Below are 25,089 nucleotides of genomic sequence, written 5' to 3'. Positions count from 1 at the left end.
GGTTCAGGAGCGGCTTGGCCGCTCCTCTCTAAAACAGTCGGGAAATGGCGTAGATGGCGAGCGCCAGGAAAAACACGCCGCTGATGCGATGGATCCAGACCAGCGGTAGCTTGTGCAGGAATTTCCGGCCGGCCAGGACGCCGAGGATCGAGGTACAGGCCAGGGCCAGCGTCGCACCGGTCCACACCGCGTTGGCCTCGGTGGTGCTGCCCAGGCCGGCGACGGCGATCTGTGTCTTGTCGCCGAATTCGGCCAGGAAAATGAGCAGGAAAGTGGTGGCGAACACGCCGTGCCCGGGCTTTTCCTCGACATCCTCGTCTTCATCCTCGTCCCGGTAGCGCAGCGCGCTGATCCCGAAAACGGTGAACAGTACGGCGACAGCGACCGTTACCACCCATTCGGGCAGCCAGGCGGCAACCGCTGCGCCGAACAGCACGGCGAGCGCATTCAGAAAGGCAAAAGCGGCCACGGCGCCGAGTATCACTGGCAGGCCGCGATGGCGGGCGGCCAGTGTCATGCAGACCAGCTGGCTCTTGTCGCCAAATTCGGCGAGCGCGATCAGCAAAAAAGTGGTCCCGGCCGAGGACAGCCAAGCCCCCAGCGCGGCAGACGAAAACGTAGTCATCGGGAATCAGCGCTTCAGATTTTGTCGACCGGCTTGCTGCGGTGCGGGCATTCGGCCTTGATGCAATGGGCGTAGAGGTAGAGCGCGTGGTCCTGGATGGCAAAGCCGCGAGTTTCGGCAACGGCGTTCTGGCGTTTCTCGATTTCCGGGTCGTAAAACTCCTCGACTCGCCCGCAATCGACACAGACGATGTGATCGTGATGCTTGCCGTGATTGATCTCGAAGACCGCCTTGCCCGATTCGAAGAAGTGACGTTCGAGCAGGCCGGCCTGCTCGAACTGGGTCAGGACCCGATAGACCGTGGCCAGACCGATATCCATGTTTTCCGCGATGAGCATGCGATAGACGTCTTCAGCCGTCATGTGCCGAAGGGTGCTTTTCTCGAAAAGCTCAAGAATTTTCAGGCGCGGAAAGGTGGCTTTCAGGCCCATATTCTTGAGACTTTGGGGGTCGCTCATCGTGATAATTCCATGGGTGTGTGGCGCAGGCCGATTGGGGATTTCGGGTATGATATACCGCTTCAAAGTCGTTTGAGAAACTCCGGAATCCCGCATGCCCCGTACCCGCCTATTGTTTTGTGCCGCGTTTTGCGCCTTGCTGGCTGCTTGTTCCTACAAGCCGAGCTTCATTAACGAGTACAAGATCGATGTCCAGCAGGGCAACGTTCTGAATCAGGAAATGGTCGCCCAGCTCAAGCCCGGTCAGACGCGCGACCAGGTGCGATTTGTGCTCGGCACGCCGCTGATTACCGATATTTTTCACCAGCAGCGCTGGGACTATGTTTATCGCTATCGGGACGGTCGGACCGGCAACGTCGAATCCCGCAAGTTTGCCGTTTTCTTCGATGCCGATGGGCGTCTGGAACGGGTCGGTGGCGATGTCGCGGTGGCCGATGTCGCCGATTTGACGACCCCCGCAGTGACGAGCCGGCTGGTCGATCTTGGGTCAATGACCGGAGAAGCCGCCGACAAGCCGTTGCCGCCGCGTGAAGAGCCGAGTTATTTCCGCCGTTTGATGGATAGTCTGGGGTTTTAAGCAATGAGTGCAACGCGTATTGGCATTGTCGGAGCCGGTGGCCGCATGGGCCGCATGTTGATCGAAGCAACCCTGAAGGACGAGCAGGTCGTACTCGGTGCGGTGTTCGATCAGCCGGGCAGCCCGATGGTCGGCCGGAGTGCCGGCGAACTGGTCGGGATGGACTGCAATGTCCTGGTGACCGACGATGTGGCGGCCGGCCTGAAGGAAGTCGACTGTCTGATCGACTTCACGCGGCCGCAAGGCACGCTGGTGCATCTCGAACTTTGCCGTCAGGCGGGGGTCGGCATCATTATCGGGACGACCGGTTTCGAGCCCGAAGGCAAGGAAGCGATCGCTGCGGCAGCCCGGGAAATTCCCGTCGTTTTCGCCCCGAATATGGCGGTTGGCGTCAATCTGGTATTCAAGTTGCTCGATACGGCGGCCCGCATCCTCAACCAGGGGTACGACATCGAAATCGTCGAAGCGCACCATCGGATGAAGATCGACGCGCCGTCGGGGACCGCCTTGCGCATGGGGGAAGTGCTGGCCAGTGCGTTGGAGCGCGATCTGAAGGATTGTGCCGTCTATGGTCGCGAAGGGGTGACCGGCGAGCGCGATCCCTCGACCATCGGCTTCGCCACGGTGCGTGGCGGCGATATCGTCGGTGACCATACGGTGATGTTCTGCGGTCTCGGCGAGCGTGTCGAAGTAACCCACAAGGCCAGCAGCCGCCTGCCTTATGCCCAGGGCAGCCTGCGGGCAGCACGTTTCATCGCCGGTCGTCAGAGCGGTCTGTTCGACATGCAGGATGTTCTCGGCTTGCGCTAGAGGCCATGAAATCACGGCTGTTGGCTCGTCAGCTTCAGGAAATCTTCGGTGGTGAGGGCGAGCCGCAGCTAAGGCAGTTGATCGAGGGGGCGCGTGCCGCCCAGCAGCATGGGTTGGCCCAAGGACTGAGCAAATTGCTTGAGCAGGTCGACTCGGCATATGGCGCTTACGCCGGGCTGAGCAACTGGCAAGGCATGCTTTCCGGCGATGCATTGACCGACTGGAATCTGCGCAGCGGCAATATAGAGTCGGGGCGCCAGTGGAAAGGCATGCTCGGTTATGGTGCCGATGAGCTCGACAACTCGATTGCTCAATGGCAGCGCCTGATCCATCCCGATGACTTGCGTCCGTTGCAGGCCAGAATGACCGCCCAGGCGCAGAGCCAGGAGCGCTATTTTCAGGCCGAGTGCCGCTTGAAGGCGCGCGACGGTCAGTGGCGCTGGTTCATGTTGCGCGGGGCGGTCGCGGCGCGTGATGCCGATGGTGAGCCGGCGCGGATGCTGGTCTTGCAGCGCGACATCAGCGATGTCAAAGCGGCCGAAGCGGCGCTCATTGCTGCCAAGGAGTCGGCCGAAGCCGCCAATACGGCGCGCGGTGCTTTTCTGGCCAATATGAGCCATGAAATACGCACGCCGATGAACGGCATCATCGGCATGACCGAGCTGGCCCTGGATACGCAGCTTGACGCCGAACAGCGGCATTATCTGAAGACCGTCAAGTCCTCAGCCGAAGCGCTGCTGACCATCGTCAATGACATTCTCGACTTTTCCAAGATCGAGGCCGGCAAGGTGCGGTTCGAGTCGCTCGCCTTTTCGATTCACGATACGGTCCTCGAAGCCTTGCGGGTTCTTGCCGTCAGCGCCCACAAGAAGGGGGTGGAACTGATCGCCGACGTGCGGCCGGATGTGCCGGGCCGGGTAGTCGGCGATCCGACGCGCCTGCGTCAGGTGATCATCAATCTGGTCGGCAATGCCATCAAGTTTACCGAGCACGGCGAGGTGGCGCTGGTGGTGAGCATCGATCAGGCGACCGAGGGTTCCCTTTTTCTGCGCTTCGCGATCCGCGATACCGGGATCGGTGTGCCGCTGGACAAGCAGCAGGCTATTTTCGAGGCGTTTTCCCAGGCCGATGTGTCTACCACGCGCCGTTTCGGCGGCACCGGTCTTGGTTTGGCAATCTGCGCCCGCCTGGTTCAACTGATGGATGGTCGTATCTGGCTCGAAAGCACGCCCGGCGTCGGCTCGACCTTTTCCTTCACGGTCCGTTTCAGTGCCGATGCCGAGACGCGACCGCCGGCGGTGTTGCCGTCCGCCTATCAGGGCCGGCGCGCCGTGGTCGTCGATGACAACGCGGCGGCCGGACGCTGTCTTGTCGAACAGCTTGAGCGCCTGGGCGTGCAGGTGTCGCTGGTGGCCGACGGTGCTGCGGCGATCACGGCGATCGAGCGAACCCGTGTCGTCGACTTTCCGTACGACTATATTTTTGCCGACGCCAATATGGATGCGCCGGCCGGTTTCGCGCTGGTCGAGCACTGGCGGAATGCCGGACGGAGCGAGCGCTTGCTGGTCATGCTGACGACGGAAAATCAGCGTCTTGATCTGGCACGTCTGCGCCAGCTCGAAGTCTCGGCGCATCTGGTCAAACCGATCGGGGCGGGCGATCTGGCTGATGCCATGGCCTTGGCCGAGGGCCGCGGCCAGCTCACCCTGGATGAGGTTTCCCTCGATCTGGGCCTGATTTCAGCGGGCTCGGCGCCGATTCTCGAGATCCTGCTGGTCGAGGATAATCCGGTCAATCAGGAGCTTGCCCTGCGTTTGCTGGAGCGCCAGTCGCACAATGTCGTGCTCGCCAACAACGGGGCGGAAGCGCTGGAGCTGTTCGACAGCAAGCATTTTGATGTCATTCTGATGGATATGCAGATGCCGGTGATGGGCGGCATTGAAGCAACCGAAGCAATCCGCTCGCGGGAGATGCGACGCAGTTGGGTCTCTTCCCACGAGTATCGCCCGGCCTACATCGTCGCGATGACGGCCAATGTCATGGCCAGTGACCGGGACCGCTGTCTGGAAGCCGGGATGAATGATTTCGTCGCCAAGCCGTTGCGCGCGGGCGAACTCGTTGCGGCGCTGGCCCGGGCGAGCGGTCAGTCGGTGGCTGGCGAACATCCGGAATACGTCGCTGCGCCGGCGAGAGCGGCGGTGCATCTTGACCTGAAGGCTGCGCTTCACGATATCGGCGATCTCGATCTGTTTTCGACGATGGCCGGTATGTTGCTCGCTGAATGGGACGAACACCTGGGGCAGGTGGACACGGCGCTGCAGGCTGGCGATCCGCAAGAGCTGCGGATGCACGCGCATACTCTGAAGAGCCTGCTGGCGATGTTTCATGCCGAGTACGCCAGGCGCCAGGCGATGGAAATTGAACAGGCCGCAATGTCCCTGGAGAGTGTTGACTGGGCGCGTTGTCGGCGAATCTATGGCGAGCTTGTCGCTGAGATGAATCAGATTCGACCGGCGCTCGAACACTTCGTCGAGACTCGTCTAATCCCTTGAATTTGCCTGAAAAGGCTATTTTCGGCTAAAATAGAAAGGTTAAAAAGCACAAGCGGGGGGGCGCAAGCCTCCCCGCTTGGCACATGAATAATTAGAAATCTTAGGAGAGCCGGTCGTGTCGTTGCTGCCCTCATTTACACCCGCCATTCTCGCCCTCGCCGACGGAACGCTATTCAAGGGCGAATCAATCGGCGCAGATGGTGTTACCAGCGGCGAGGTGGTTTTCAATACTGCCATGTCCGGTTATCAGGAAATCCTCACCGATCCTTCCTATTGCCGCCAGATCGTCACGCTGACTTACCCGCATATCGGCAACACCGGTTGCAATGCGGAAGACTTTGAATCCACTGCCAATCACGCTGCCGGACTGGTGATTCGCGACCTGCCGCCGCGGGCCTCCAACTGGCGCATGCAGGACGATCTGTCGTCCTATCTCAAGAAGCATGGCATCGTGGCCATTGCCGGCATCGATACGCGCAAATTGACCCGTATCCTGCGGGAAAAAGGCGCCCAGGCGGGTTGTGTGCTGGCCGGCGAAGTCGATGAGGCCAAGGCGCTGGCCGCGGCCAGGGCTTTCCCCGGGCTGGCCGGCATGGATCTGGCCAAGGTGGTTTCGGCCAAGGACGGCTACCCGTGGCGCGAAGGCGAGTGGACGCTGAGCGGCTACCAGGCCGGACCGGAAGCCCGCTTCCACGTTGTTGCCTACGATTTTGGCGTCAAGACCAACATCCTGCGCATGCTCGCCCAGCGCGGCTGCAAGCTGACCGTCGTCCCGGCGCAAACGCCGGCGGCCGACGTGCTGGCGCTGAAGCCGGATGGCGTCTTCCTGTCCAACGGCCCCGGCGACCCGGAGCCCTGCGACTACGCCATCGCGGCGATTCGCGAATTCCTTGAGCGGGGCGTGCCGACCTTCGGTATCTGCCTCGGTCACCAGCTGCTGGCACTGGCCTCCGGCGCCAAGACGCTGAAAATGAAATTCGGTCACCACGGGGCCAATCATCCGGTCAAGGATCTGGATAGCGGGCAGGTGTTGATTACCAGCCAGAACCACGGTTTTGCCGTCGATAAGGATACGCTGCCGAACAATCTGCGGGTCACTCATGTCTCGTTGTTCGATGGCTCGCTGCAGGGCATTGCCCGTACCGACGTCCCGGCCTTCTCCTTCCAAGGGCACCCGGAAGGCAGTCCCGGTCCGCACGATGTGGCCTACCTGTTCGACCGCTTCCTTGATCTCATGACGCGTGGCGTGGCTGCGCTGCAACCGGCGAAATAAGCGAGAAACAATATGCCGAAACGTACAGATATAAAGAGTGTTCTGATTATTGGCGCCGGCCCGATCATCATCGGTCAGGCCTGCGAATTCGACTACTCCGGCGCCCAGGCCTGCAAGGCCCTGCGCGAAGAGGGTTACAAGGTTATCCTGGTTAACTCCAACCCGGCGACCATCATGACCGACCCGGAAATGGCCGATGTCACCTACATCGAGCCGATCACCTGGCAGGTCGTCGCCAAGATCATCGAAAAGGAACGTCCGGACGCGTTGCTGCCGACCATGGGTGGGCAGACGGCGCTGAACTGCGCGCTCGATCTTGACCGCGAAGGCGTACTCGAGAAATTCGGCGTCGAACTGATTGGCGCTTCCAAGGACGCCATCGACAAGGCCGAGGATCGCCAGAAGTTCAAGGATGCGATGACCAAGATTGGTCTTGGTTCCGCGCGTTCGGCGACGGCGCACAGCATGGAAGAGGCCTATCAGGTGCAGGCGGCCATCGGCTTCCCGACCATCATTCGCCCGTCCTTCACGCTGGGTGGCACCGGGGGCGGCATCGCCTATAACACCGAAGAGTTCGAGACCATCTGCAAGCGCGGCCTCGAAGCCTCACCGACGCACGAGCTGCTGATCGAAGAGTCGCTGCTCGGCTGGAAGGAATACGAGATGGAAGTGGTCCGCGACAAGGCGGACAACTGCATCATCATCTGTTCCATCGAAAACCTCGATCCGATGGGCGTGCACACCGGCGACTCCATCACCGTCGCGCCGGCCCAGACGCTGACCGACAAGGAATACCAGATCCTGCGCAATGCCTCGATCGCCGTGCTGCGCGAGATCGGCGTCGATACCGGTGGCTCCAACGTGCAGTTTTCGATCAATCCGGTTGATGGCCGGATGATCGTCATCGAGATGAACCCGCGCGTCTCGCGCTCGTCGGCGCTGGCCTCCAAGGCGACCGGCTTCCCGATTGCCAAGATCGCCGCCAAGCTGGCCATCGGCTACACGCTCGACGAACTGGCCAACGAGATTACCGGCGGCAAGACGCCGGCCTCGTTCGAGCCGTCGATCGATTACGTCGTCACCAAGGTGCCGCGTTTCGCCTTCGAAAAATTCCCGCAGGCAGATTCGACGCTGACCACGCAGATGAAGTCGGTCGGCGAAGTGATGGCCATCGGCCGCACTTTCCAGGAATCACTGCAAAAAGCCTTGCGTGGCCTGGAAGTCGGGGTGGACGGTTTCAATCTGAAATCGGTCGATCCGGAAACCATCGACGAGCAGTTGGCCCGGCCGACGCCGGATCGCCTGTGGTATGTCGCCGATGCTTTCGGTGTCGGGATGTCGGTCGAGAAGGTCTTCGACCTAACCAAGATCGACCCATGGTTCCTGGTGCAGATCAAGGAACTCGTTGATCTCGAACTGGAAATCGAAAAACGCGAATTTTCGTCCCTGACCGCCGAAGAACTGCGCTACCTGAAGCGCAAAGGCTTTGCCGACCGCCGTCTGGCGCATTTGACCAAGACCAGCGAAACGGCCGTGCGTGAGCGCCGTCATGCGCTGGGTGTCCGTCCGGTGTACAAGCGGGTCGATACCTGCGCCGCCGAATTCGCCACCGGTACTGCCTACATGTATTCGACCTACGAGGACGAGTGCGAAGCCTATCCGACCGACAAGAAGAAGATCATGGTGCTGGGCGGCGGTCCGAACCGCATCGGCCAGGGCATCGAGTTCGACTATTGCTGCGTGCATGCCGCGATGGCGATGCGCGAAGACGGTTACGAGACCATCATGGTCAACTGCAATCCGGAAACCGTTTCGACCGATTACGATACTTCCGACCGCCTGTATTTCGAGCCGCTGACGCTGGAAGACGTGCTGGAAATCGTCGCCATTGAAAAGCCGGTTGGCGTCATCGTCCAGTACGGCGGTCAGACGCCGCTCAAGCTCGCGCTGGCGCTCGAAGCCAATGGCGTGCCGATCATCGGTACCTCGCCGGAATCGATTGACGTTGCCGAAGATCGCGAACGTTTCCAGAAGCTGCTGCACGAACTCGGTCTGAAGCAGCCGCCCAACCGCACCGCGCGTACCGAAGAAGATGCGCTGCGTCTGGCGGTCGAGATCGGTTACCCGCTGGTCGTCCGCCCCTCTTACGTGCTGGGCGGCCGGGCCATGGAAATCGTTCATGAGCAGAAGGATCTTGAGCGCTACATGCGTGAAGCGGTCAAGGTTTCTCACGATTCGCCGGTGCTGCTCGACCGCTTCCTGAATGATGCTGTCGAATGTGACGTCGATGCCTTGTCTGACGGTGACGAAGTCATCATCGGCGGCGTCATGGAGCACATCGAACAGGCCGGTGTGCATTCCGGCGACTCGGCTTGCTCGCTGCCGCCGTATTCGCTGGGCGCCGACGTCCAGGCTGAATTGCGCCGGCAGACCAAGTTGATGGCCAAGGCGCTGAATGTCTGTGGCCTGATGAATGTCCAGTTCGCCATCAAGGATGAAACGGTCTACGTGCTGGAAGTCAATCCGCGGGCCTCGCGGACGGTGCCTTTCGTCTCCAAGGCGACCGGCCTGCAGCTGGCCAAGATTGCCGCGCGCTGCATGGCCGGGCGCAGTCTGAAGGACCAGGGCATCACCAAGGAAGTCATTCCGCCGTATTTCTCGGTCAAGGAAGCGGTCTTCCCCTTCGTCAAGTTCCCGGGTGTCGATACCATTCTCGGGCCGGAAATGAAGTCGACCGGGGAAGTCATGGGCGTCGGCACCACTTTCGCCGAAGCTTTCGTCAAGTCGCAACTGGCGGCCAGCGTCAAGCTGCCGTCATCCGGCCGGGCTTTCCTGTCGGTCAAGGACAGCGACAAGGTCAAGGCGGTCGAGGTTGCGCGGCATCTGCACGAAGCCGGGTTCCATCTGGTGGCGACGCGCGGTACGGCTCACGCCATTGCCGCTGCCGGCCTGCCAGTGCAGCCGGTAAACAAGGTGACCGAAGGTCGTCCGCATATCGTCGACATGATCAAGAACAACGAAATTTCCCTGATCATCAACACGGTGGAAGAAAAGCGTCTGGCCATCAACGATTCGCGCTCCATTCGCACCTCCGGCCTGCAGGCCAGGGTGACGATGTACACGACGATCTGGGGGGCCGAAGCCGCTGCTGAAGGTATCCGTAATCGGGGCGAGTTGCTGGTATATTCGATTCAGTCGCTGCACGAGCAACTTCACTAAAAACAACCTGAGCCGCCGGGCTGCCCTGCATGGGCGCCGGCGGTTTGCTTTTGCTGGAAGAAAAGATGAGTAAAGTTCCGCTGACCGTAGCCGGTGCCGAGAAACTTCGGGAAGAACTGCATCGCCTGAAAACGGTAGAACGTCCGAGCGTCATTGCCGCGATTGCCGAGGCGCGCTCGCATGGCGACCTTTCGGAAAATGCCGAGTATGACGCGGCCAAGGAGCGTCAGGGCTTCGTCGAAGGACGGATTCAGGAGGTCGAGGGCAAGTTGTCGAATGCCCAGATCATTGATCCCAAGCTCCTTGATGCCGACGGTCGTTGTGTCTTCGCGGCCACTGTCGACATCGAAGACCAGGATACCGGTGATGCCGTGACCTATCAGATCGTCGGTGAAGACGAGGCCAATATCAAGAACGGCAAGCTGTCGATCGCCTCGCCGATGGCCCGGGCGTTGATTGGCAAGTACGTCGGCGATATCGCCCAGGTGCAGGCGCCAGGCGGCATCCGCGAATTTGAAATCATCGATATTCGCTACGAATAAAGGTCAATGCGCCAACTATCCGACGCTCTCTACCTGACTGCCATAACCCTTTGGGTTGGCGGCCTGTGGGCGATCGGTTACATGGCTGCGCCGGTCCTCTTCACCAGCCTCGGTGATCGTCAACTGGCCGGGATGGTTGCCGGCAAGTTGTTTGCGCTGATCGCCTGGGTCGGGCTTGGCAGTGCTGCCTATTTGCTGGTTTTTCTGCTGCTCCGTTGGGGCAGCGGGTTCTTCAGGCGCTCGGTGTTTTGGTTGGTGTTACTTATGGCTCTGCTTGCTGCCGCCAGCCTGTTCGGCATTCAACCGTTGATGGCGCAATTGAAGGCCGATGCGCTGCCTCGGGAGGTGATGGAAAGCGTCCTGCGCGATCGTTTTGCAACGTGGCATGGCGTTTCCAGCATTCTCTATATGGTACAGAGTCTGCTGGGCTTGTGGCTGGTCATTTGGGCCAATAGAGGGCTGAAGTAATCAGCCCTGGTAGCTGCGCTTCGATTTGCGCGGTTCGCTAGCCGGCCGGCGACGAGGTTGTGGGGCTTTTGCCGGAGCAGCCGCGGTTGCGGTCGGACGGTAAACGACCAGAAGCTTGCCGATCTGTTGCACGGGGGCCGCACCGGTTTCAGCACAGATTTTTTCAAGATAGGTCGCGCGATTTTCACGGCTGTCGCCATAAACGCGGATCTTGATCAGGCCGTGAGCGGTAAGGTTGACTTCGATTTCCTTCAGAACGCCTTCGGTGAGGCCGTTCTCGGCAATTGAGACAACAGGATTCAAATTGTGGGCGCGGGCGCGTAGTTCGCGGCGCTCGTCGGACGATAATTGCAGCATAGTAAACCTTTCAAAAACGGCATTTTACCGAATGAAGAGAACCAGAACCAGTAAAGCTTGGATGCGGGAACATGTAAATGATCCGTATGTGCAGCTCGCCAAGAAAGATGGCTGGCGTTCGCGCGCCGCTTTCAAACTGATGGAAATCGACGACAAGGACAAACTGCTCCGCCGTGGCGAGGTTGTCGTCGACCTTGGTGCAACGCCCGGTGGCTGGTCGCAGATCGCGGCCAAGCGGGTCGGCGACGGTGGAATGGTGATTGCGCTCGATCTGCTTGAGATGGATCCGATCCATAACGTCGATTTCATTCAGGGCGATTTTCGCGAAGACGATGTTCTGAAAAAGCTGGAAGAAAAACTCAACGGGCGGCATGTCGGTCTTGTAATGTCCGACATGGCCCCCAATATGTCAGGGGTGCCACTCGTTGATCAGGCACGCATCATGTATCTGGCGGAACTGGGGCTGGAATTTTCCAAGGCGCACCTGAAACCGGAAGGTGCTTTTCTGGTCAAAGTATTTCAGGGAGCGGATTACGAGACTTTTCTCCGCTCGATGCGCGAGGTGTTCAAGACAGTCGTCGTGCGCAAGCCGGATGCCTCCCGGGATCGCAGCGCCGAGCTTTATTTGCTCGGTCGCGTGTTACGTTGATAGTTGTGTATAAAATGGCGTTTTTATCGCTCGACGCCGTAGAAGGAGAGCAAGCTTGAACAACATGTTCAAAAACCTCGCAATCTGGCTGGTCATTGGTCTTGTGCTGATGACGGTTTTCAATCAATTCAATACCCGTCAGGTCGCGCAAGGCTCGGTCGAGTACTCCCAATTCCTCGAAGAGGTAACGCAAGGGCGTATCACCAAAGTAGTGATGGAAGGCCGCACGCTGAAAGCGACGACCACCGATGGCAAGCGCATCACCTCCTATGCTCCGCCCGATCTCTGGCTGGTCTCCGACTTGTTGAAGTATGGCGTGAAGGTCGAGGCGAAGCCGGAAGAGGAGCAATCCTTCCTGATGAGCATCTTTGTCAGCTGGTTCCCGATGTTGTTGTTGATAGGGGTCTGGGTTTTCTTCATGCGCCAGATGCAGGGTGGCGGCAAGGGCGGGGCGTTCTCCTTCGGCAAATCGCGCGCCCGGATGACCGATGAGGCGCAAAATGTTGTGACCTTCGCCGATGTTGCCGGTTGCGACGAAGCCAAGGAAGAAGTTCAGGAAATCGTCGATTTCCTGCGCGATCCCTCCAAGTTTCAGAAGCTCGGCGGCCGCATCCCGAAGGGCGTGCTGATGGTTGGCAACCCGGGAACCGGCAAGACCTTGCTCGCCAAGGCCATTGCCGGCGAAGCCAAGGTGCCGTTCTTCAGCATTTCCGGTTCCGACTTCGTTGAAATGTTTGTTGGCGTCGGCGCTGCCCGTGTTCGCGACATGTTCGAGAACGCCAAGAAGCACGCTCCGTGTATCATCTTCATCGACGAAATCGATGCCGTCGGTCGCCATCGTGGCGCCGGTCTGGGCGGCGGCAATGACGAGCGCGAACAGACGCTGAACCAATTGCTGGTCGAAATGGATGGCTTCGAAGGTCATACCGGCATCATCGTCATTGCCGCGACCAATCGTCCGGATATCCTCGATCCGGCACTACTGCGTCCGGGTCGTTTCGACCGCCAGGTAGTCGTGCCGCTGCCGGATATCCGTGGCCGCGAGGAAATCCTCAAGGTGCATATGCGCAAGGTGCCGATCTCCGGTGACGTCAAGGCGGACATCATTGCGCGCGGAACCCCCGGGTTTTCCGGTGCCGATCTGGCCAATCTGGTCAACGAGGCGGCTTTGTTTGCGGCCCGTGGCAACAAGCGTCTGGTCGATATGGACGACTTCGAGAAGGCCAAGGACAAAATCATGATGGGGGCCGAACGCCGCAGCATGGTGATGACCGAAGAGGAGAAGATGAACACGGCCTATCACGAGTCAGGCCATGCCGTCGTCGCCAAGCTGATGCCCAAGTCCGACCCGGTGCACAAGGTCACGATCATTCCGCGCGGCCGTGCTTTGGGTTTGACCATGCAACTGCCGGAGCAGGATCGTTATGCCTATGACCGGCAGTACCTGATGAGCCGCATTGCCGTGTTGTTTGGTGGCCGGATCGCCGAAGAGCTGTTCATGAACCAGATGACGACCGGTGCTTCGAACGACTTCGAACGGGCCACACAAATGGCGCGGGAGATGGTGACGCGTTATGGCATGTCCGACCTTGGTGTCATGGTTTATGGCGAGAACGATGGTGAGGTTTTCCTTGGCCGTTCGGTGACGCAGCACAAGAATGTTTCCGAAGCGACGATGCAGAAGGTTGATGCCGAGATTCGCCGCATCATCGACGAGCAATATGGGCTCGCCCGCAAGCTGCTCGAAGAGAATCGCGACAAGGTCGAAGCGATGACCAAGGCTTTGCTCGAATGGGAAACCATCGACGCCGAGCAGATCGACGACATCATGGACGGCAAGCCACCGCGTCCGCCCAAGCCGTCGCAAAGCAAGCCGCGCGCTGCGGCACCGAGCGACACGCCGGGCGCCGAGCCAACCGCGGCCGCGACGGCCTGACTTTTGTAATCAATATCCAAGCCGGGAGTTTTCTCCCGGCTTTTTCTTTTAGCCATGACAAACCTTCGCTGCGGCCAGTTTTTATTATCCCTTGATCGTCCATTGCTGATGGGCATCGTCAATCTGACACCCGATTCCTTTTCCGGCGACGGCGTGGTCGGCGACGTTGAGCGGGCCATCCGGCATGCCCGAGAACAGTTCGAGGCCGGGTCGGATATTCTCGATATTGGTGCCGAGTCATCGCGCCCAGGGGCTATCCCGACGCCGGAGGATGAGGAGCTTCGGCGCCTGGTCCCGGTGCTCCGGGAGGTGACGACCTGGGGCGTACCGGTTTCCGTCGATACCTACAAGCCGGCAGTCATGCGCGCGGCCTTGGCGGCAGGCGCGACGATGATCAACGATATTTCCGGAATGATCCATCCGGAAGCCATCTCGGCCGTGGCGGCGAGCGATTGCGCCGTTTGCGTCATGCACATGCAGGGTGAGCCGGGAACGATGCAGAGCGCGCCGGAATATCAGGACGTCGTTGCCGAAGTGCGCGGCTTTCTCCTGGCGGCAGTCGATCGCTGTCGGCAGGCCGGTGTTGCGGATCAGCGAATCGTGCTGGATCCCGGTTTTGGCTTCGGCAAGGCGCTTGAGCACAATTTGGCGCTTTTCCGAGAGCTGGCGGCGACAGGTTTTGATGATCTGCCCTTGCTGGTTGGGGTGTCGCGGAAAACGATGCTCGGGGCGATTACCGGGCGGCCGGTCGAGCAGCGCACAGCGGCCAGTGTCGCGGCAGCGCTGATCGCGGCGCAGAGAGGTGCGAAAATACTACGTGTGCATGATGTCGCGGCAACCAGGGATGCCTTGGCTGTCTGGGCGGCAATCGAACAGGGAGATAAAAGATGAGCAGAAAATATTTTGGAACCGATGGTGTGCGCGGTCGTGTCGGTCAATCGCCGATCACGCCGGATTTCGTGATGCGGCTCGGCTACGCCGCCGGCAAAGTGTTGACGAGCCAGAGTCACATGCCTGCGGGAGAGCGTCCTGAGGTGCTGATCGGCAAGGATACCCGGCTCTCCGGTTATATGCTGGAATCGGCGCTGGAGGCAGGTTTCTCGGCGGCTGGCGTCGATGTCTGCCTGGTCGGTCCCTTGCCGACGCCGGCAGTCGCCTATCTTACCCGGGCCTTGCGCCTGCAGTCAGGTATCGTTATTTCCGCTTCCCATAATCCTTACTACGACAATGGCATAAAGTTCTTTTCAGCGCAGGGCACGAAGTTGCCGGACGATGTCGAGCGTGCCATCGAGGCAGCCATTGATCAGCCGATGGTTTGCGTTCCGGCGGCCGACCTGGGGCGGGTCAAGCGGATCGAAGATGCGCGCGGTCGCTACATCGAATTCTGTAAAAGTACATTTCCCAACGATCTTGACCTGCGCGGCCTGAAAATCGTTGTCGATTGCGCGCACGGTGCGGCTTATCACACAGCTCCCAGCGTGTTTCACGAGCTCGGCGCAGATGTCGTTACCATTGGCGTCCAGCCAAACGGTCTGAACATCAATGACGGTTTTGGCGCTACGGCACCCAAAGCGCTTTGTGAAGCCGTTCTTGCGCACCGTGCGGACCTTGGCGTGGCGCTGGATGGCGATGCAGACCGGATCCAGATGGTCGATTCCGAGGGTAATCTTTACGATGGCGACCAGTTGCTTTACGCCATTGTCCGTAGTCGAGCGCGTGCCGGTGCGGTTAAGGGAGTCGTCGGTACCCTGATGACCAATCTGGCGCTTGAGCATGCCCTTGGAAAAATTGGCGTCGATTTTGCCCGTGCCGCGGTCGGAGATCGTTACGTTGTCGAGATGCTGAACGAAAAAGGGTGGCTCTACGGCGGCGAAAACTCGGGTCACATTCTCGCTCTCGATCGACATACGACGGGCGACGGCACGGTTGCCGCGCTGCAGGTTCTTGCCGCCTTGAAAGAGAGTGGCGGTGATCTCAAGGAGTTGCTGGGCAGCCTGTCGTTGTACCCGCAGAAGCTGATCAATGTGCCGATCGCCAAAGGCTTTCCGTGGAAAGATGATCCGGCCATTACCAAGGCCCTTGCTGCCGTTGAGACGCGCATGGCAGGTCGGGGGCGGGTGCTGCTGCGTGCTTCGGGTACCGAGCCGTTGCTGCGGGTCATGGTCGAGGGTGAGGAGGCGGCGCTCGTTGTCGAAGCAGCTGAACAATTGGCCCAGGTGGTGCGCGAAGCGGCTCAGTAGATTGCGAGCCGTGCGCGATTATTGACCAAGGAAGGCCTCGGTCGCTATAATCAGCAAGTTTTTCGCCATCGGAAACGGTATGCCCATGCGTAAAAAGTTCGTCGCAGGAAACTGGAAGATGCACGGCAATCTCCAGCAGAATGCCGCCCTACTTGAGCGCATCAAGGCTGGTGTCTCCGGGTTGAAGTGCGATGTTGCCGTTTTTGCGCCATTTCCTTATCTTGGCCAGTTGCAGTCCGTGCTTTCTGGGGCTGCGGTAGCCTGGGGGGCGCAGTCGGTAAGTGAGCACGCAATTGGCGCCTTCACCGGCGAAGTCTCGGCCTCGATGTTGGTCGAATTCGGTTGCCGATATGTTCTGGTTGGTCACTCCGAGCGACGTAGCCTGTTTGGGGAAACTGATCGGGTTGTGGCGGCCAAGTTCGAGGCGGCGCAAAAGGCGGGCTTGATTCCGGTTTTGTGCATCGGTGAAACGTTGGCCGAACGCAATGACGGAGCTACGTTTTCGGTAGTTTCCCGGCAGTTGGCAATGGTGCTGGATCGTGTCGGGGTAGCGGCAATGGTGTCTTCTTTGCTGGCCTACGAGCCGGTCTGGGCCATTGGTACGGGCGTGACGGCGTCGCCGGCACAGGCGCAGGAGGTGCATGCCGCGATCCGGCGCCAAGTGGCAGCGCTCGATGCAGGAGTGGCAGGTGCTTTGCGGGTTCTGTATGGCGGTAGTGTCAAGGCTCAGAACGCGGTGGAATTGTTTGCGCAGGCTGATATCGATGGTGGTTTGATCGGTGGGGCTGCGCTGGTTGCAGATGATTTTCTGGCAATTTGCCAAGCGGCAAGTTGATAGGCGAATAAATATGAATTGGCTTTTTTCTGTTGTTTTGACGGTGCATATCCTGGTTGCGCTGGCGATTATCGGTTTGGTTTTGATGCAGCATGGCAAGGGTGCTGACATGGGGGCTGCTTTTGGTAGCGGCGCCTCCGGTAGCTTGTTTGGCGCCACCGGTTCGGCCAATTTCCTGAGTCGGACAACCGGCGTTCTTGCGGCAGTGTTTTTTGCAACAAGCCTTACTCTGGCCTACGTTGCTTCAAATCAGCCAAAAACGACTGGCAGTGTGATGCAGGAAACGGTACAATTGCCGCCGGTTTCGCAGCCCGTAGTGGCTGGTGGAGATGCGCCGACGAGCCCTGCTGGTGCGGGTTCCAAGGCCAAAGATATTCCGAAGTGACGTAAGTGGCTCGTTTGGCAATGTCCCTCGCCAAGTGAGTCAAAAAGGTAGTGCCGACGTGGTGAAATTGGTAGACACGCTATCTTGAGGGGGTAGTGGCGCAAGCTGTGCGAGTTCGAGTCTCGCCGTCGGCACCAATAACTGTGGCAGTGGCCTTGAGGCCTGCTGTTTCGTACAAGAAACTGAATATTGGCGGCGGATCATGGAAAACTACTTTCCTATCCTGATGTTCGTCCTGGTGGGGGTCGCGGTTGGCGTTCTGCCTGTTGCGATGGGCTTTCTGCTTGCCCCCAATCGGCCGGATGCAGAAAAGCTATCTCCTTACGAGTGCGGCTTTGAGGCTTTCGAAGATGCGCGCATGAAATTCGATGTGCGCTATTACCTGATTGCCATTCTTTTTATTCTGTTTGACCTTGAAATCGCCTTCCTCTTTCCGTGGGCGACAATTTTCAAAGACATCGTGGCGACCGAATCAATCAAGATGTTCGGTTTTGTCGAGATGCTGGTCTTTGTCGCCATCCTGGTTGTCGGGTATGTCTATGCCTGGGCCAAGGGTGCGCTTGAATGGGAGTGAAGCATGGCTATTGAAGGCGTCCTCCAGGAAGGTTTTGTCACCACTACTGCTGACAAGCTGATCAATTACATGCGTACCGGCTCAATGTGGCCGATGACTTTTGGTCTCGCCTGTTGCGCGGTTGAGATGATCCATGCCGGTTGTGCTCGTTACGATCTTGATCGTTTTGGGGTTGTTTTCCGCGGCAGTCCCCGACAGTCTGATGTGATGATCGTCGCTGGTACGCTGACCAACAAAATGGCGCCCGCCTTGCGCAAGGTTTATGACCAGATGGCTGAGCCGCGTTGGGTGATTTCGATGGGCTCATGTGCCAACGGCGGCGGTTATTACCATTACTCCTATTCGGTGGTGCGTGGCTGTGACCGTATCGTGCCAGTCGATATCTATGTTCCGGGTTGTCCGCCGACGGCTGAAGCCTTGCTTTACGGCATCATCCAGCTGCAAAACAAAATTCGTCGCACCAATACCATTGCTCGTTAATTGCCGAGGCTGATTAGATATGTCTGCCAAGCTGGAAACGCTTAGCCAAAACCTGCAGAAGCATTTTGGCGACAAGCTCAAGTCGCTCAAGCTTGCTCTGGGTGAAATTACGATTGAGGTCGGTGCTGCTGACTATCTCGCGGTGATGACCGCATTGCGCGATGAGGCTGATCTCCAGTTTGAAGAGTTGATCGACCTGTGTGGCGTTGATTATTCAACTTATGGCGATGGTCTCTGGCAAGGGCGTCGTTTTGCCGCTGTCTCCCATCTGTTGTCGATTGCTCATAACTGGCGCTTGCGGGTTCGGGTTTTTGCCGAAGATGATGACTTCCCCTCGGTCGATTCAATCACCGGTGTCTGGAAGAGCGTCAACTGGTTTGAGCGTGAGGCTTTTGATCTTTATGGAATCGCCTTTGTCGGCCATGACGATCTTCGTCGAATCCTGACCGATTACGGTTTCATCGGCCACCCATTCCGCAAGGACTTCCCGATTTCCGGGCACGTCGAAATGCGGTATGACCCTGATCAGGCTCGTGTCATTTACCAGCCGGTAACCATCGAGCCTCGCGAGAATACCCCGCGCATCGTGCGCGAAGACACCTACGGGGATCCGGCACATGGCTGATATCCGCAATTTCACACTCAACTTCGGTCCGCAGCATCCGGCAGCGCACGGCGTCCTGCGACTGGTGCTCGAACTGGATGGCGAAGTCGTTCAGCGCGCCGATCCGCATATTGGTCTGCTGCATCGGGCAACGGAAAAGCTCGCCGAAACAAGGACATGGGTTCAGTCTGTTCCATACATGGATCGACTGGACTATGTGTCCATGATGTGTAACGAACATGCCTATTGCTTGGCCACGGAAAAGTTGCTGGGAATCGAAGTTCCCGAGCGCGGCAAGTACATCCGTACGATGTTCGACGAGATTACGCGTCTGCTCAATCACCTGTTGTGGATTGGCTGTCACGCGCTCGACGTCGGGGCGATGACGATGGCGCTCTACACATTCCGCGAGCGCGAAGACTTGATGGATGCTTACGAGGCGGTTTCCGGCGCCCGTATGCACGCGGCCTACTACCGTCCGGGTGGTGTATATCGCGATCTGCCGGATCGTATGCCGCAGTATCAGGAGTCGACCTGGACCAGCGCCAAGAAGGCCAAGGAGATTAATGGTAATCGTGGTGGGTCCTTGCTGGATTTTCTCGAGGATTTTACCAATCGTTTTCCGACCTATCACGCTGAATACCACACGCTGCTGACCGATAACCGTATCTGGAAGCAGCGCTTGGTTAACGTCGGCGTCGTTACGCCGGAGCGGGCGCTGCAAATGGGCTTTACCGGTGCCATGTTGCGCGGTTCGGGCATTGCCTGGGACCTGCGTAAGAAGCAGCCCTACGCAGCTTACGACAAGGTCGATTTCGATGTGCCGGTTGGGGTAAATGGCGACAGTTACGATCGTTATCTGGTTCGCATGGAAGAGATGCTTCAGTCGAACCGGATCATCAAACAGTGTATTGCCTGGCTGCGCAAGAATCCTGGTCCGGTGATCACCGAAAACAACAAGGTGGCACCGCCGCCGCGCGAAAACATGAAGACCAACATGGAAGAGCTGATTCATCATTTCAAGCTCTTTACCGAGGGGATTCACGTACCGCCGGGCGAGGCGTATTCCGCCATCGAACACCCGAAGGGCGAATTCGGTATCTATTTCATATCCGACGGGGCAAACAAGCCTTATCGCATGAAGATTCGCGCTCCTGGCTATGTGCACCTGGCCGGCATGGACGAAATGTCCAGAGGCCATATGATCGCCGACGTCGTTACGATTATCGGTTCCCAAGATATTGTTTTTGGCGAGATCGACCGCTGATGTTTTCCGCTGAAACCCTACAGAAATTCGCCCGCGAAGTGGCCAAGTATCCTGCCGAGCAGAAACAATCGGCGGTAATGGCCTGTCTGGCCCATGCTCAGGAAGAAAAGGGCTGGTTGCCTCCCGAGGCGATCGAAGCCGTTGCCAACTATCTCGACATGGCGCCTATCGCAGCCTATGAGGTGGCTTCCTTTTACAACATGTACGACCTGAAGCCGGTCGGCAAATTCAAGATTACGGTTTGCACCAATCTTCCCTGTGCGCTCTCGGGTGGTTATCACGCCGGTGAGTACGTACAGAAAAAGTTGGGCATCGGTTATGGCGAAACGACGGCTGACGGCAAATTCACCTTGAAAGAGGGGGAGTGCATGGGAGCTTGTGGCGACGCGCCAGTGTTTATCGTCAATAATCGGGCGATGTGCAGTCATATGCACCCGGAACAGATCGACAAGCTCCTTGAGGAGTGCAAATAATGGCCATGCTTGGTTCGATCAACGGCGTCCTGATGGAAGGCCTTGACGGCGACAATACCTGGGGTCTGAAGGATTATGTCGCCCGCGGCGGCTACGCCCAGCTGAAGCGCATCCTGGAAAGCAAGATGTCCCAGGAAGAAGTGATCAGCGAAGTCAAGAAATCGGTTCTCCGTGGCCGCGGGGGTGCAGGCTTTCCAACCGGTTTGAAGTGGTCTTTCATGCCGCGCTCTTTTCCCGGTGACAAATACGTTGTCTGCAACACCGACGAGGGCGAACCGGGGACCTTCAAAGATCGCGACATCATGCGTTACAACCCGCATACGGTGATCGAAGGGATGGCGATCGCCGCCTATGCCATGGGCGCTAACCGTGGTTATAACTACGTGCATGGTGAAATCTGGGAAATCTACAAGCGTTTCGAAGAGGCACTGGATGAGGCGCGCGCCGCCGGCTTCATCGGCCAGAATATTCTCGGTTCCGGGTTCAACTTTGAGCTCTTCGCCCATCACGGATACGGTGCCTATATCTGTGGCGAAGAAACGTCCCTGCTTGAATCAATCGAAGGCAAGAAAGGGCAGCCGCGCTTCAAGCCGCCGTTCCCGGCATCCTTCGGTCTATACGGCAAACCGACGACAATCAACAATACCGAGACCTTTGCGGCCATTCCATTCATTCTGAAAATGGGTGGCGAAGAGTTCCTGAATCTGGGCAAGGCGAACAATGGTGGCACCAAGTTGTTCTCGGTGTCCGGCCATGTCAATCGTCCGGGTAATTATGAAATTCCGCTCGGCACGCCGTTTTCGACCTTGCTCGAAATGTGCGGTGGTATGCGGGGCGGACGCAAGCTCAAAGCGGTAATTCCTGGTGGATCTTCGGCGCCGGTTATGCCGGCAAACGTCATCATGGACTGTACGATGGACTACGACTCGATCAGCAAGGGCGGTTCGATGCTGGGTTCCGGCGCAGTCATCGTCATGGATGAAACGGTCTGTATGGTCAAGGCGCTGGAGCGTCTGTCCTTCTTCTACCATGAGGAATCCTGCGGCCAATGCACCCCTTGTCGTGAAGGCACTGCCTGGATGTACAAGGTTGTGCACCGCATTGAAAACGGCCAGGGCAAGCCTGAAGACATCGATCTGCTGAACAGTGTTCTGGGCAATATCGCCGGACGAACCATCTGTGCGCTTGGCGACGCAGCAGCGTTTCCGGTTCAGAGCTTCCTGAAACATTTCGGCAGTGAATTTGAATACCACATTGAGCACAAGACCTGTCTGGTTCCCAAGGATGTTCAGTGGGCGGGCAGTGGTTTCCACAAGGTTCAGGCCTGAACGAAACCTTCCAAGTGATAGATACGCAAGAACTGGCTACAAGGTAGCGACATGCTAGAAATCGAAATCGACGGCAAAAAGGCGCAAGTGCCCGACGGCAGCACGGTGATGGATGCCGCGCAGCAGGTGGGTGTGTACATACCGCATTTTTGTTACCACAAGAAACTCTCGATTGCCGCCAACTGCCGGATGTGTCTGGTCCAGGTGGAAAAGGCGCCGAAGCCGTTGCCAGCTTGCGCAACGCCGGTGACTAACGGTATGAAGGTGTTCACGCACTCCGAGCTGGCCGTCAAGGCCCAGAAGGGCGTGATGGAATTCCTGCTGATCAATCACCCGCTGGATTGCCCGATCTGTGACCAGGGCGGCGAGTGTCAGCTGCAGGACATGTCGGTCGGTTATGGTCCGATGAAGAGCCGGTATACCGAAGAAAAGCATGTGGTGTTCCACAAGAATGTCGGTCCGCTCATTTCAATGGAAGAAATGAGCCGTTGCATCCACTGCACCCGTTGCGTTCGCTTCGGCCAGGAAATCGGCGGCATCATGGAGCTGGGGATGGCGAACCGGAACATGCATTCCGAGATCACCACCTTCCTCGGGCGTACGGTAGACTCCGAACTGTCCGGGAACATGATCGATCTCTGTCCGGTCGGTGCATTGACTTCCAAGCCTTTCCGCTACACCGCCCGCTCCTGGGAATTGCAGCGCCGCAAGTCGGTCAGCCCGCATGATTCAGTGGGGGCCAATCTCACCGTTCAGGTCAAGCACGACAACGTGATGCGCGTTTTGCCGCGGGAAAATGAAGCGGTCAACGAATGCTGGATTTCCGATAAGGAACGTTTTTCCTATCAGGCGCTGAATTCAGATGAGCGGCTCACCAAACCCATGGTCAAACAGGGCGGAGAGTGGCGCGAAGTCGACTGGAATGTTGCCCTGGATTACGTTGCGCATGGACTGAAAGACGTTGCCCGCGAGCATGGCGGTGATGCTCTCGCCGCTCTTGCCGCACAAAGCTCGACCGTCGAAGAATTGTTCCTGCTTGGCAAGGTCATGAAAGGCCTTGGTAGCAGCAATATCGATTTCCGTTCGCGGCAGTACGACTTTGGCACCGATGGCAAGCGTACCGGCCTGCCATGGTTGGGTCTGCGTCTGTCGGAAATCAAGGATCTCGATTCTGCGTTGGTCGTTGGCTCTTTCTTACGCAAGGATCATCCGCTGATTGCTCAGCGTCTGCGTCAGGCCGCCAAAAAATACACCAAGCTAAGTCTTCTTTCGGTGACCGGTGACGATCAGCTGATGAACCTGCATGCCCAGGTTACCGTTGCACCGGCCCAACTGACGAATACGCTGGCAGCAATCGTCAAGGCGGCAGCGCAACTAAAAACTTCAGTTGTGCCCTCCGGCTTGGAGTCGATTGAGGTCGACGACGTTGCCAGGAAAGTTGCTCAGAGCTTGCTGGAAGGCGAGCGCCACGCCATCTTCCTCGGTAACGTGGCGACACAATCTTCCGATGCTACCCAGATCCATGCACTCGCTCTCGAACTTGGCCGACTAACTGGCGCTACCGTCGGTTTCCTCGGTGAAGGCGCCAATACCACTGGTGCCTATGCTGCCGGATTTCTGCCTTCCGGGGCTAACGCACGACAAATGTTCGAGCAGCCGCGTAAGGCCTATGTTTTGATGGGCATCGAGCCCGAATTTGACTGTGCCAATCCGCAATTGGCGGTCAGCGCGCTGAAGCAGGCAAGCCTGGTGGTCTACATGTCGGCATTCAAGCACGCTCCGGCCCTCGAATACGCCGACGTGATGCTGCCGCTTGCCCCCTATACCGAAACAGCAGGAACCTTCGTCAATATCGAGGGGCGCGTCCAGGGATTCAACGGCGTCGTCAAGGCTCGCGGAGAATCCCGCCCGGCCTGGAAACTGCTCCGAGTGCTCGGCAATGTTTTGAATCTGGACGGTTTTTCTTACGAAACCAGCGAGGCCGTTCGCGATGACGTGTTGGGCAAAGGGGCCGAATTTGTTGCCGGCTTGGGTAACGATCTGAATGGCGTGGCTATTCAGTTACCGGTTGCCGCTCAAGGTCTGCAACGAATAGCCGATGTGCCGATCAACTTTGCCGACCCGATGGTGCGGCGTTCTCCGGTTCTGCAGCAAACTGCCGATGCGGTAGCACCGACTGCCCGTATCAACGAGCAGACGCTGGCCGAGCTTGGTCTGACCGCTGGCTCTCAGGTCAAGGTCAGGCAAGGGCAGGGCGGCGCCCTGCTGGTGGCCAAGGCCGACAATACCGTGCCGGCCGGTTGCGTTCGTGTTTCGGCCGCTCATGCGAGTACCGCGCAGTTGGGTGAGATGTTTGGCCAGATTTCCGTGGAGCGTGCATAAATGGACGCACTAATGAATTTCGGACAAGGTATTTTCGGCGGCGCGTGGCTGGCCGTCTGGACCTTGATCAAAATCGTTCTGATTGTTGCGCCGCTGATGCTGGCCGTGGCCTACCTGACACTGGCCGAACGCAAGGTGATCGGTTTCATGCAGGTGCGTATCGGTCCTAACCGGGTTGGCCCATGGGGGCTGATTCAGCCTATCGCTGACGGCCTGAAGCTGTTGTTCAAGGAAATCATTGTTCCGAGCAGTGCCAACAAGGGCATCTTCATCATCGCGCCGATGCTGGCGATTGCCCCGGCGCTCGCTGCCTGGGCTGTCGTGCCCTTTACCGATACGATGGTGCTGGCGAATATCGATGCCAGCCTGCTTTACATCATGGCGATTACCTCGATGGGGGTGTACGGCGTCATCCTGTCGGGTTGGGCGTCAAACTCCAAATACGCTTTCCTTGGTGCGATGCGGTCTGCTGCTCAGATGGTTTCCTATGAAATCGCCATGGGTTTTTCGCTCATCGTTGTGCTGATGGTGTCCAATAGTCTCAATCTGGTTGATATCGTCGCTGCTCAGCAGCAAGGTAAGTTTGCCGGCTGGGGTTTGGGGTTCCTGTCCTGGAACTGGCTGCCGCTTCTCCCCATGTTTATCGTTTACCTGATATCCGGCACCGCTGAACTGAACCGCGCCCCGTTTGACGTGGCCGAAGGCGAATCGGAAATCGTTGCCGGTTTCCACGTCGAGTATTCCGGCATGGCTTTCGCACTGTTCTTCCTCGCCGAATATGCCAACATGATTCTGGTCAGTGCGCTGACCTCGATCATGTTCCTCGGTGGCTGGCTCTCTCCGGTAGGTTTCCTGCCGGACGGCATCGTCTGGCTGTTTGCCAAGATGTCGGCCATCCTCTTCCTGTACCTCTGGTTCCGTGCCACTTTCCCGCGCTATCGTTACGATCAGCTGATGCGCCTGGGCTGGAAAGTCTTTGTACCGATCTGTCTGGTATGGCTTGTTGTTGTTGGCGTCTGGATGATGTCGCCGCTGAATATCTGGAAGTGAGGAGA

Annotated in this window: 24 protein-coding genes and 1 tRNA gene; 22 read left to right on the top strand and 3 right to left on the bottom strand. The window is 58.3% G+C overall.

All coding sequences use genetic code 11. The features are described from left to right. Positions 1 to 28: 28 nt before the first annotated feature. Both ACLIKD_RS14265 and fur read right to left on the bottom strand, forming a co-directional pair. On the bottom strand, positions 29 to 625 hold the full coding sequence (locus tag ACLIKD_RS14265; RefSeq protein WP_428825587.1) for a TMEM165/GDT1 family protein: 597 nt from the start codon (positions 623 to 625) through the stop codon (positions 29 to 31). A 14-nt stretch (positions 626 to 639) separates the two neighbouring features. Next, a complete protein-coding gene (fur, locus tag ACLIKD_RS14260) occupies positions 640 to 1,083 on the bottom strand; it encodes a ferric iron uptake transcriptional regulator (protein WP_428825586.1) in 444 nt (147 codons plus the stop codon). A 94-nt stretch (positions 1,084 to 1,177) separates the two neighbouring features. Here fur and ACLIKD_RS14255 point away from each other — a divergent pair, with 94 nt between their 5' ends. From ACLIKD_RS14255 to ACLIKD_RS14225, 7 genes are all read left to right on the top strand, one after another. Next, positions 1,178 to 1,660: an outer membrane protein assembly factor BamE gene (locus ACLIKD_RS14255; protein ID WP_226416903.1), complete on the top strand. Its 483-nt coding sequence runs from the start codon at positions 1,178 to 1,180 to the stop codon at positions 1,658 to 1,660. 3 nt (positions 1,661 to 1,663) lie between these two features. Continuing rightward, positions 1,664 to 2,470: a 4-hydroxy-tetrahydrodipicolinate reductase gene (dapB, locus tag ACLIKD_RS14250; protein ID WP_226416902.1), complete on the top strand. Its 807-nt coding sequence runs from the start codon at positions 1,664 to 1,666 to the stop codon at positions 2,468 to 2,470. Positions 2,471 to 2,475: 5 nt separating this feature from the next. Next, a complete protein-coding gene (locus ACLIKD_RS14245) occupies positions 2,476 to 5,022 on the top strand; it encodes a response regulator (RefSeq protein ID WP_428825585.1) in 2,547 nt (848 codons plus the stop codon). 124 nt (positions 5,023 to 5,146) lie between these two features. Further along, the gene (gene carA / locus ACLIKD_RS14240) at positions 5,147 to 6,295 is read left to right on the top strand and encodes a glutamine-hydrolyzing carbamoyl-phosphate synthase small subunit (RefSeq protein ID WP_428828349.1); all 1,149 of its coding nucleotides are present in this window, start codon (positions 5,147 to 5,149) and stop codon (positions 6,293 to 6,295) included. A 12-nt stretch (positions 6,296 to 6,307) separates the two neighbouring features. After that, positions 6,308 to 9,514: a carbamoyl-phosphate synthase large subunit gene (gene carB, locus ACLIKD_RS14235; protein ID WP_428825584.1), complete on the top strand. Its 3,207-nt coding sequence runs from the start codon at positions 6,308 to 6,310 to the stop codon at positions 9,512 to 9,514. 65 nt (positions 9,515 to 9,579) lie between these two features. Continuing rightward, a complete protein-coding gene (greA, locus tag ACLIKD_RS14230; RefSeq protein WP_226416899.1) occupies positions 9,580 to 10,056 on the top strand; it encodes a transcription elongation factor GreA in 477 nt (158 codons plus the stop codon). Positions 10,057 to 10,137: 81 nt separating this feature from the next. Continuing rightward, positions 10,138 to 10,524 (top strand): DUF4149 domain-containing protein, encoded by a 387-nt coding sequence (locus ACLIKD_RS14225; protein WP_428825583.1) that lies wholly within the window; start codon positions 10,138 to 10,140, stop codon positions 10,522 to 10,524. Here the strand turns inward: ACLIKD_RS14225 and yhbY are convergent, their stop codons facing one another. Further along, positions 10,525 to 10,881: a ribosome assembly RNA-binding protein YhbY gene (gene yhbY / locus ACLIKD_RS14220; protein ID WP_226416897.1), complete on the bottom strand. Its 357-nt coding sequence runs from the start codon at positions 10,879 to 10,881 to the stop codon at positions 10,525 to 10,527. Between the two features lie 31 nt (positions 10,882 to 10,912). Between yhbY and rlmE the strand changes: the two genes are divergently transcribed. The 15 genes from rlmE to nuoH all read left to right on the top strand — a co-directional run bounded on the left by rlmE (position 10,913) and on the right by nuoH (position 25,084). Further along, positions 10,913 to 11,530: a 23S rRNA (uridine(2552)-2'-O)-methyltransferase RlmE gene (gene rlmE / locus ACLIKD_RS14215; protein WP_226416896.1), complete on the top strand. Its 618-nt coding sequence runs from the start codon at positions 10,913 to 10,915 to the stop codon at positions 11,528 to 11,530. A gap of 55 nt (positions 11,531 to 11,585) precedes the next feature. Then, on the top strand, positions 11,586 to 13,466 hold the full coding sequence (ftsH, locus tag ACLIKD_RS14210; protein WP_319002307.1) for an ATP-dependent zinc metalloprotease FtsH: 1,881 nt from the start codon (positions 11,586 to 11,588) through the stop codon (positions 13,464 to 13,466). A 54-nt stretch (positions 13,467 to 13,520) separates the two neighbouring features. Next, on the top strand, positions 13,521 to 14,357 hold the full coding sequence (folP, locus tag ACLIKD_RS14205; protein ID WP_428825582.1) for a dihydropteroate synthase: 837 nt from the start codon (positions 13,521 to 13,523) through the stop codon (positions 14,355 to 14,357). After that, positions 14,354 to 15,706, top strand: coding sequence for a phosphoglucosamine mutase (gene glmM / locus ACLIKD_RS14200; protein ID WP_428825581.1), 1,353 nt, complete (start codon positions 14,354 to 14,356; stop codon positions 15,704 to 15,706). The genes folP and glmM overlap by 4 nt, the downstream gene beginning before the upstream one ends. A gap of 85 nt (positions 15,707 to 15,791) precedes the next feature. Next, entirely contained in the window at positions 15,792 to 16,541 is a 750-nt protein-coding gene (gene tpiA, locus ACLIKD_RS14195) for a triose-phosphate isomerase (protein ID WP_428825580.1), read from the top strand. Beyond that, positions 16,507 to 16,926 carry a preprotein translocase subunit SecG gene (gene secG, locus ACLIKD_RS14190; RefSeq protein ID WP_428825579.1) on the top strand — a complete coding sequence of 140 codons (420 nt, stop codon included), beginning with the start codon at positions 16,507 to 16,509 and terminating at the stop codon, positions 16,924 to 16,926. Before tpiA ends, secG begins: the two co-directional genes overlap by 35 nt. Before the next feature lie 52 nt (positions 16,927 to 16,978). Continuing rightward, positions 16,979 to 17,063: transfer RNA gene (locus tag ACLIKD_RS14185), tRNA-Leu, on the top strand. A gap of 62 nt (positions 17,064 to 17,125) precedes the next feature. Next, positions 17,126 to 17,500 (top strand): NADH-quinone oxidoreductase subunit A, encoded by a 375-nt coding sequence (gene ndhC / locus ACLIKD_RS14180; RefSeq protein WP_226419940.1) that lies wholly within the window; start codon positions 17,126 to 17,128, stop codon positions 17,498 to 17,500. Between the two features lie 3 nt (positions 17,501 to 17,503). After that, entirely contained in the window at positions 17,504 to 17,980 is a 477-nt protein-coding gene (locus tag ACLIKD_RS14175; RefSeq protein ID WP_226416891.1) for a NuoB/complex I 20 kDa subunit family protein, read from the top strand. Positions 17,981 to 17,999: 19 nt separating this feature from the next. Further along, complete coding sequence (locus ACLIKD_RS14170) at positions 18,000 to 18,605, top strand: NADH-quinone oxidoreductase subunit C (protein ID WP_226416890.1); 606 nt, start codon at positions 18,000 to 18,002, stop codon at positions 18,603 to 18,605. Continuing rightward, positions 18,598 to 19,851: an NADH-quinone oxidoreductase subunit D gene (locus ACLIKD_RS14165; protein WP_428825578.1), complete on the top strand. Its 1,254-nt coding sequence runs from the start codon at positions 18,598 to 18,600 to the stop codon at positions 19,849 to 19,851. Before ACLIKD_RS14170 ends, ACLIKD_RS14165 begins: the two co-directional genes overlap by 8 nt. Then, positions 19,851 to 20,324 carry an NADH-quinone oxidoreductase subunit NuoE gene (gene nuoE, locus ACLIKD_RS14160; RefSeq protein ID WP_226416888.1) on the top strand — a complete coding sequence of 158 codons (474 nt, stop codon included), beginning with the start codon at positions 19,851 to 19,853 and terminating at the stop codon, positions 20,322 to 20,324. The genes ACLIKD_RS14165 and nuoE overlap by 1 nt, the downstream gene beginning before the upstream one ends. Next, a complete protein-coding gene (nuoF, locus tag ACLIKD_RS14155) occupies positions 20,324 to 21,652 on the top strand; it encodes an NADH-quinone oxidoreductase subunit NuoF (protein ID WP_428825577.1) in 1,329 nt (442 codons plus the stop codon). The genes nuoE and nuoF overlap by 1 nt, the downstream gene beginning before the upstream one ends. Before the next feature lie 51 nt (positions 21,653 to 21,703). Further along, entirely contained in the window at positions 21,704 to 24,034 is a 2,331-nt protein-coding gene (gene nuoG / locus ACLIKD_RS14150) for an NADH-quinone oxidoreductase subunit NuoG (RefSeq protein WP_428825576.1), read from the top strand. Beyond that, on the top strand, positions 24,035 to 25,084 hold the full coding sequence (gene nuoH / locus ACLIKD_RS14145) for an NADH-quinone oxidoreductase subunit NuoH (protein ID WP_226416885.1): 1,050 nt from the start codon (positions 24,035 to 24,037) through the stop codon (positions 25,082 to 25,084). Positions 25,085 to 25,089: the final 5 nt, after the last annotated feature.

Source organism: Azonexus sp. IMCC34842, from assembly GCF_050368855.1.
GTDB lineage: Bacteria > Pseudomonadota > Gammaproteobacteria > Burkholderiales > Rhodocyclaceae > Azonexus > Azonexus denitrificans_A.
The sequence above is the reverse complement of the archived record's forward strand: the minus strand, read 5'-3'. Positions and strand labels throughout refer to the sequence as shown.

Coding starts and splice junctions, on each gene's coding strand:
- ACLIKD_RS14265 (WP_428825587.1), bottom strand. CDS start 625: ATGACTACGTTTTCGTCTGCCGCGCTGGGGGCTTGGCTGTCCTCGGCC.
- fur (WP_428825586.1), bottom strand. CDS start 1,083: ATGAGCGACCCCCAAAGTCTCAAGAATATGGGCCTGAAAGCCACCTTT.
- ACLIKD_RS14255 (WP_226416903.1), top strand. CDS start 1,178: ATGCCCCGTACCCGCCTATTGTTTTGTGCCGCGTTTTGCGCCTTGCTG.
- dapB (WP_226416902.1), top strand. CDS start 1,664: ATGAGTGCAACGCGTATTGGCATTGTCGGAGCCGGTGGCCGCATGGGC.
- ACLIKD_RS14245 (WP_428825585.1), top strand. CDS start 2,476: ATGAAATCACGGCTGTTGGCTCGTCAGCTTCAGGAAATCTTCGGTGGT.
- carB (WP_428825584.1), top strand. CDS start 6,308: ATGCCGAAACGTACAGATATAAAGAGTGTTCTGATTATTGGCGCCGGC.
- greA (WP_226416899.1), top strand. CDS start 9,580: ATGAGTAAAGTTCCGCTGACCGTAGCCGGTGCCGAGAAACTTCGGGAA.
- ACLIKD_RS14225 (WP_428825583.1), top strand. CDS start 10,138: ATGGCTGCGCCGGTCCTCTTCACCAGCCTCGGTGATCGTCAACTGGCC.
- yhbY (WP_226416897.1), bottom strand. CDS start 10,881: ATGCTGCAATTATCGTCCGACGAGCGCCGCGAACTACGCGCCCGCGCC.
- rlmE (WP_226416896.1), top strand. CDS start 10,913: ATGAAGAGAACCAGAACCAGTAAAGCTTGGATGCGGGAACATGTAAAT.
- folP (WP_428825582.1), top strand. CDS start 13,521: ATGACAAACCTTCGCTGCGGCCAGTTTTTATTATCCCTTGATCGTCCA.
- glmM (WP_428825581.1), top strand. CDS start 14,354: ATGAGCAGAAAATATTTTGGAACCGATGGTGTGCGCGGTCGTGTCGGT.
- tpiA (WP_428825580.1), top strand. CDS start 15,792: ATGCGTAAAAAGTTCGTCGCAGGAAACTGGAAGATGCACGGCAATCTC.
- secG (WP_428825579.1), top strand. CDS start 16,507: ATGATTTTCTGGCAATTTGCCAAGCGGCAAGTTGATAGGCGAATAAAT.
- ACLIKD_RS14175 (WP_226416891.1), top strand. CDS start 17,504: ATGGCTATTGAAGGCGTCCTCCAGGAAGGTTTTGTCACCACTACTGCT.
- ACLIKD_RS14170 (WP_226416890.1), top strand. CDS start 18,000: ATGTCTGCCAAGCTGGAAACGCTTAGCCAAAACCTGCAGAAGCATTTT.
- ACLIKD_RS14165 (WP_428825578.1), top strand. CDS start 18,598: ATGGCTGATATCCGCAATTTCACACTCAACTTCGGTCCGCAGCATCCG.
- nuoE (WP_226416888.1), top strand. CDS start 19,851: ATGTTTTCCGCTGAAACCCTACAGAAATTCGCCCGCGAAGTGGCCAAG.
- nuoF (WP_428825577.1), top strand. CDS start 20,324: ATGGCCATGCTTGGTTCGATCAACGGCGTCCTGATGGAAGGCCTTGAC.
- nuoG (WP_428825576.1), top strand. CDS start 21,704: ATGCTAGAAATCGAAATCGACGGCAAAAAGGCGCAAGTGCCCGACGGC.
- nuoH (WP_226416885.1), top strand. CDS start 24,035: ATGGACGCACTAATGAATTTCGGACAAGGTATTTTCGGCGGCGCGTGG.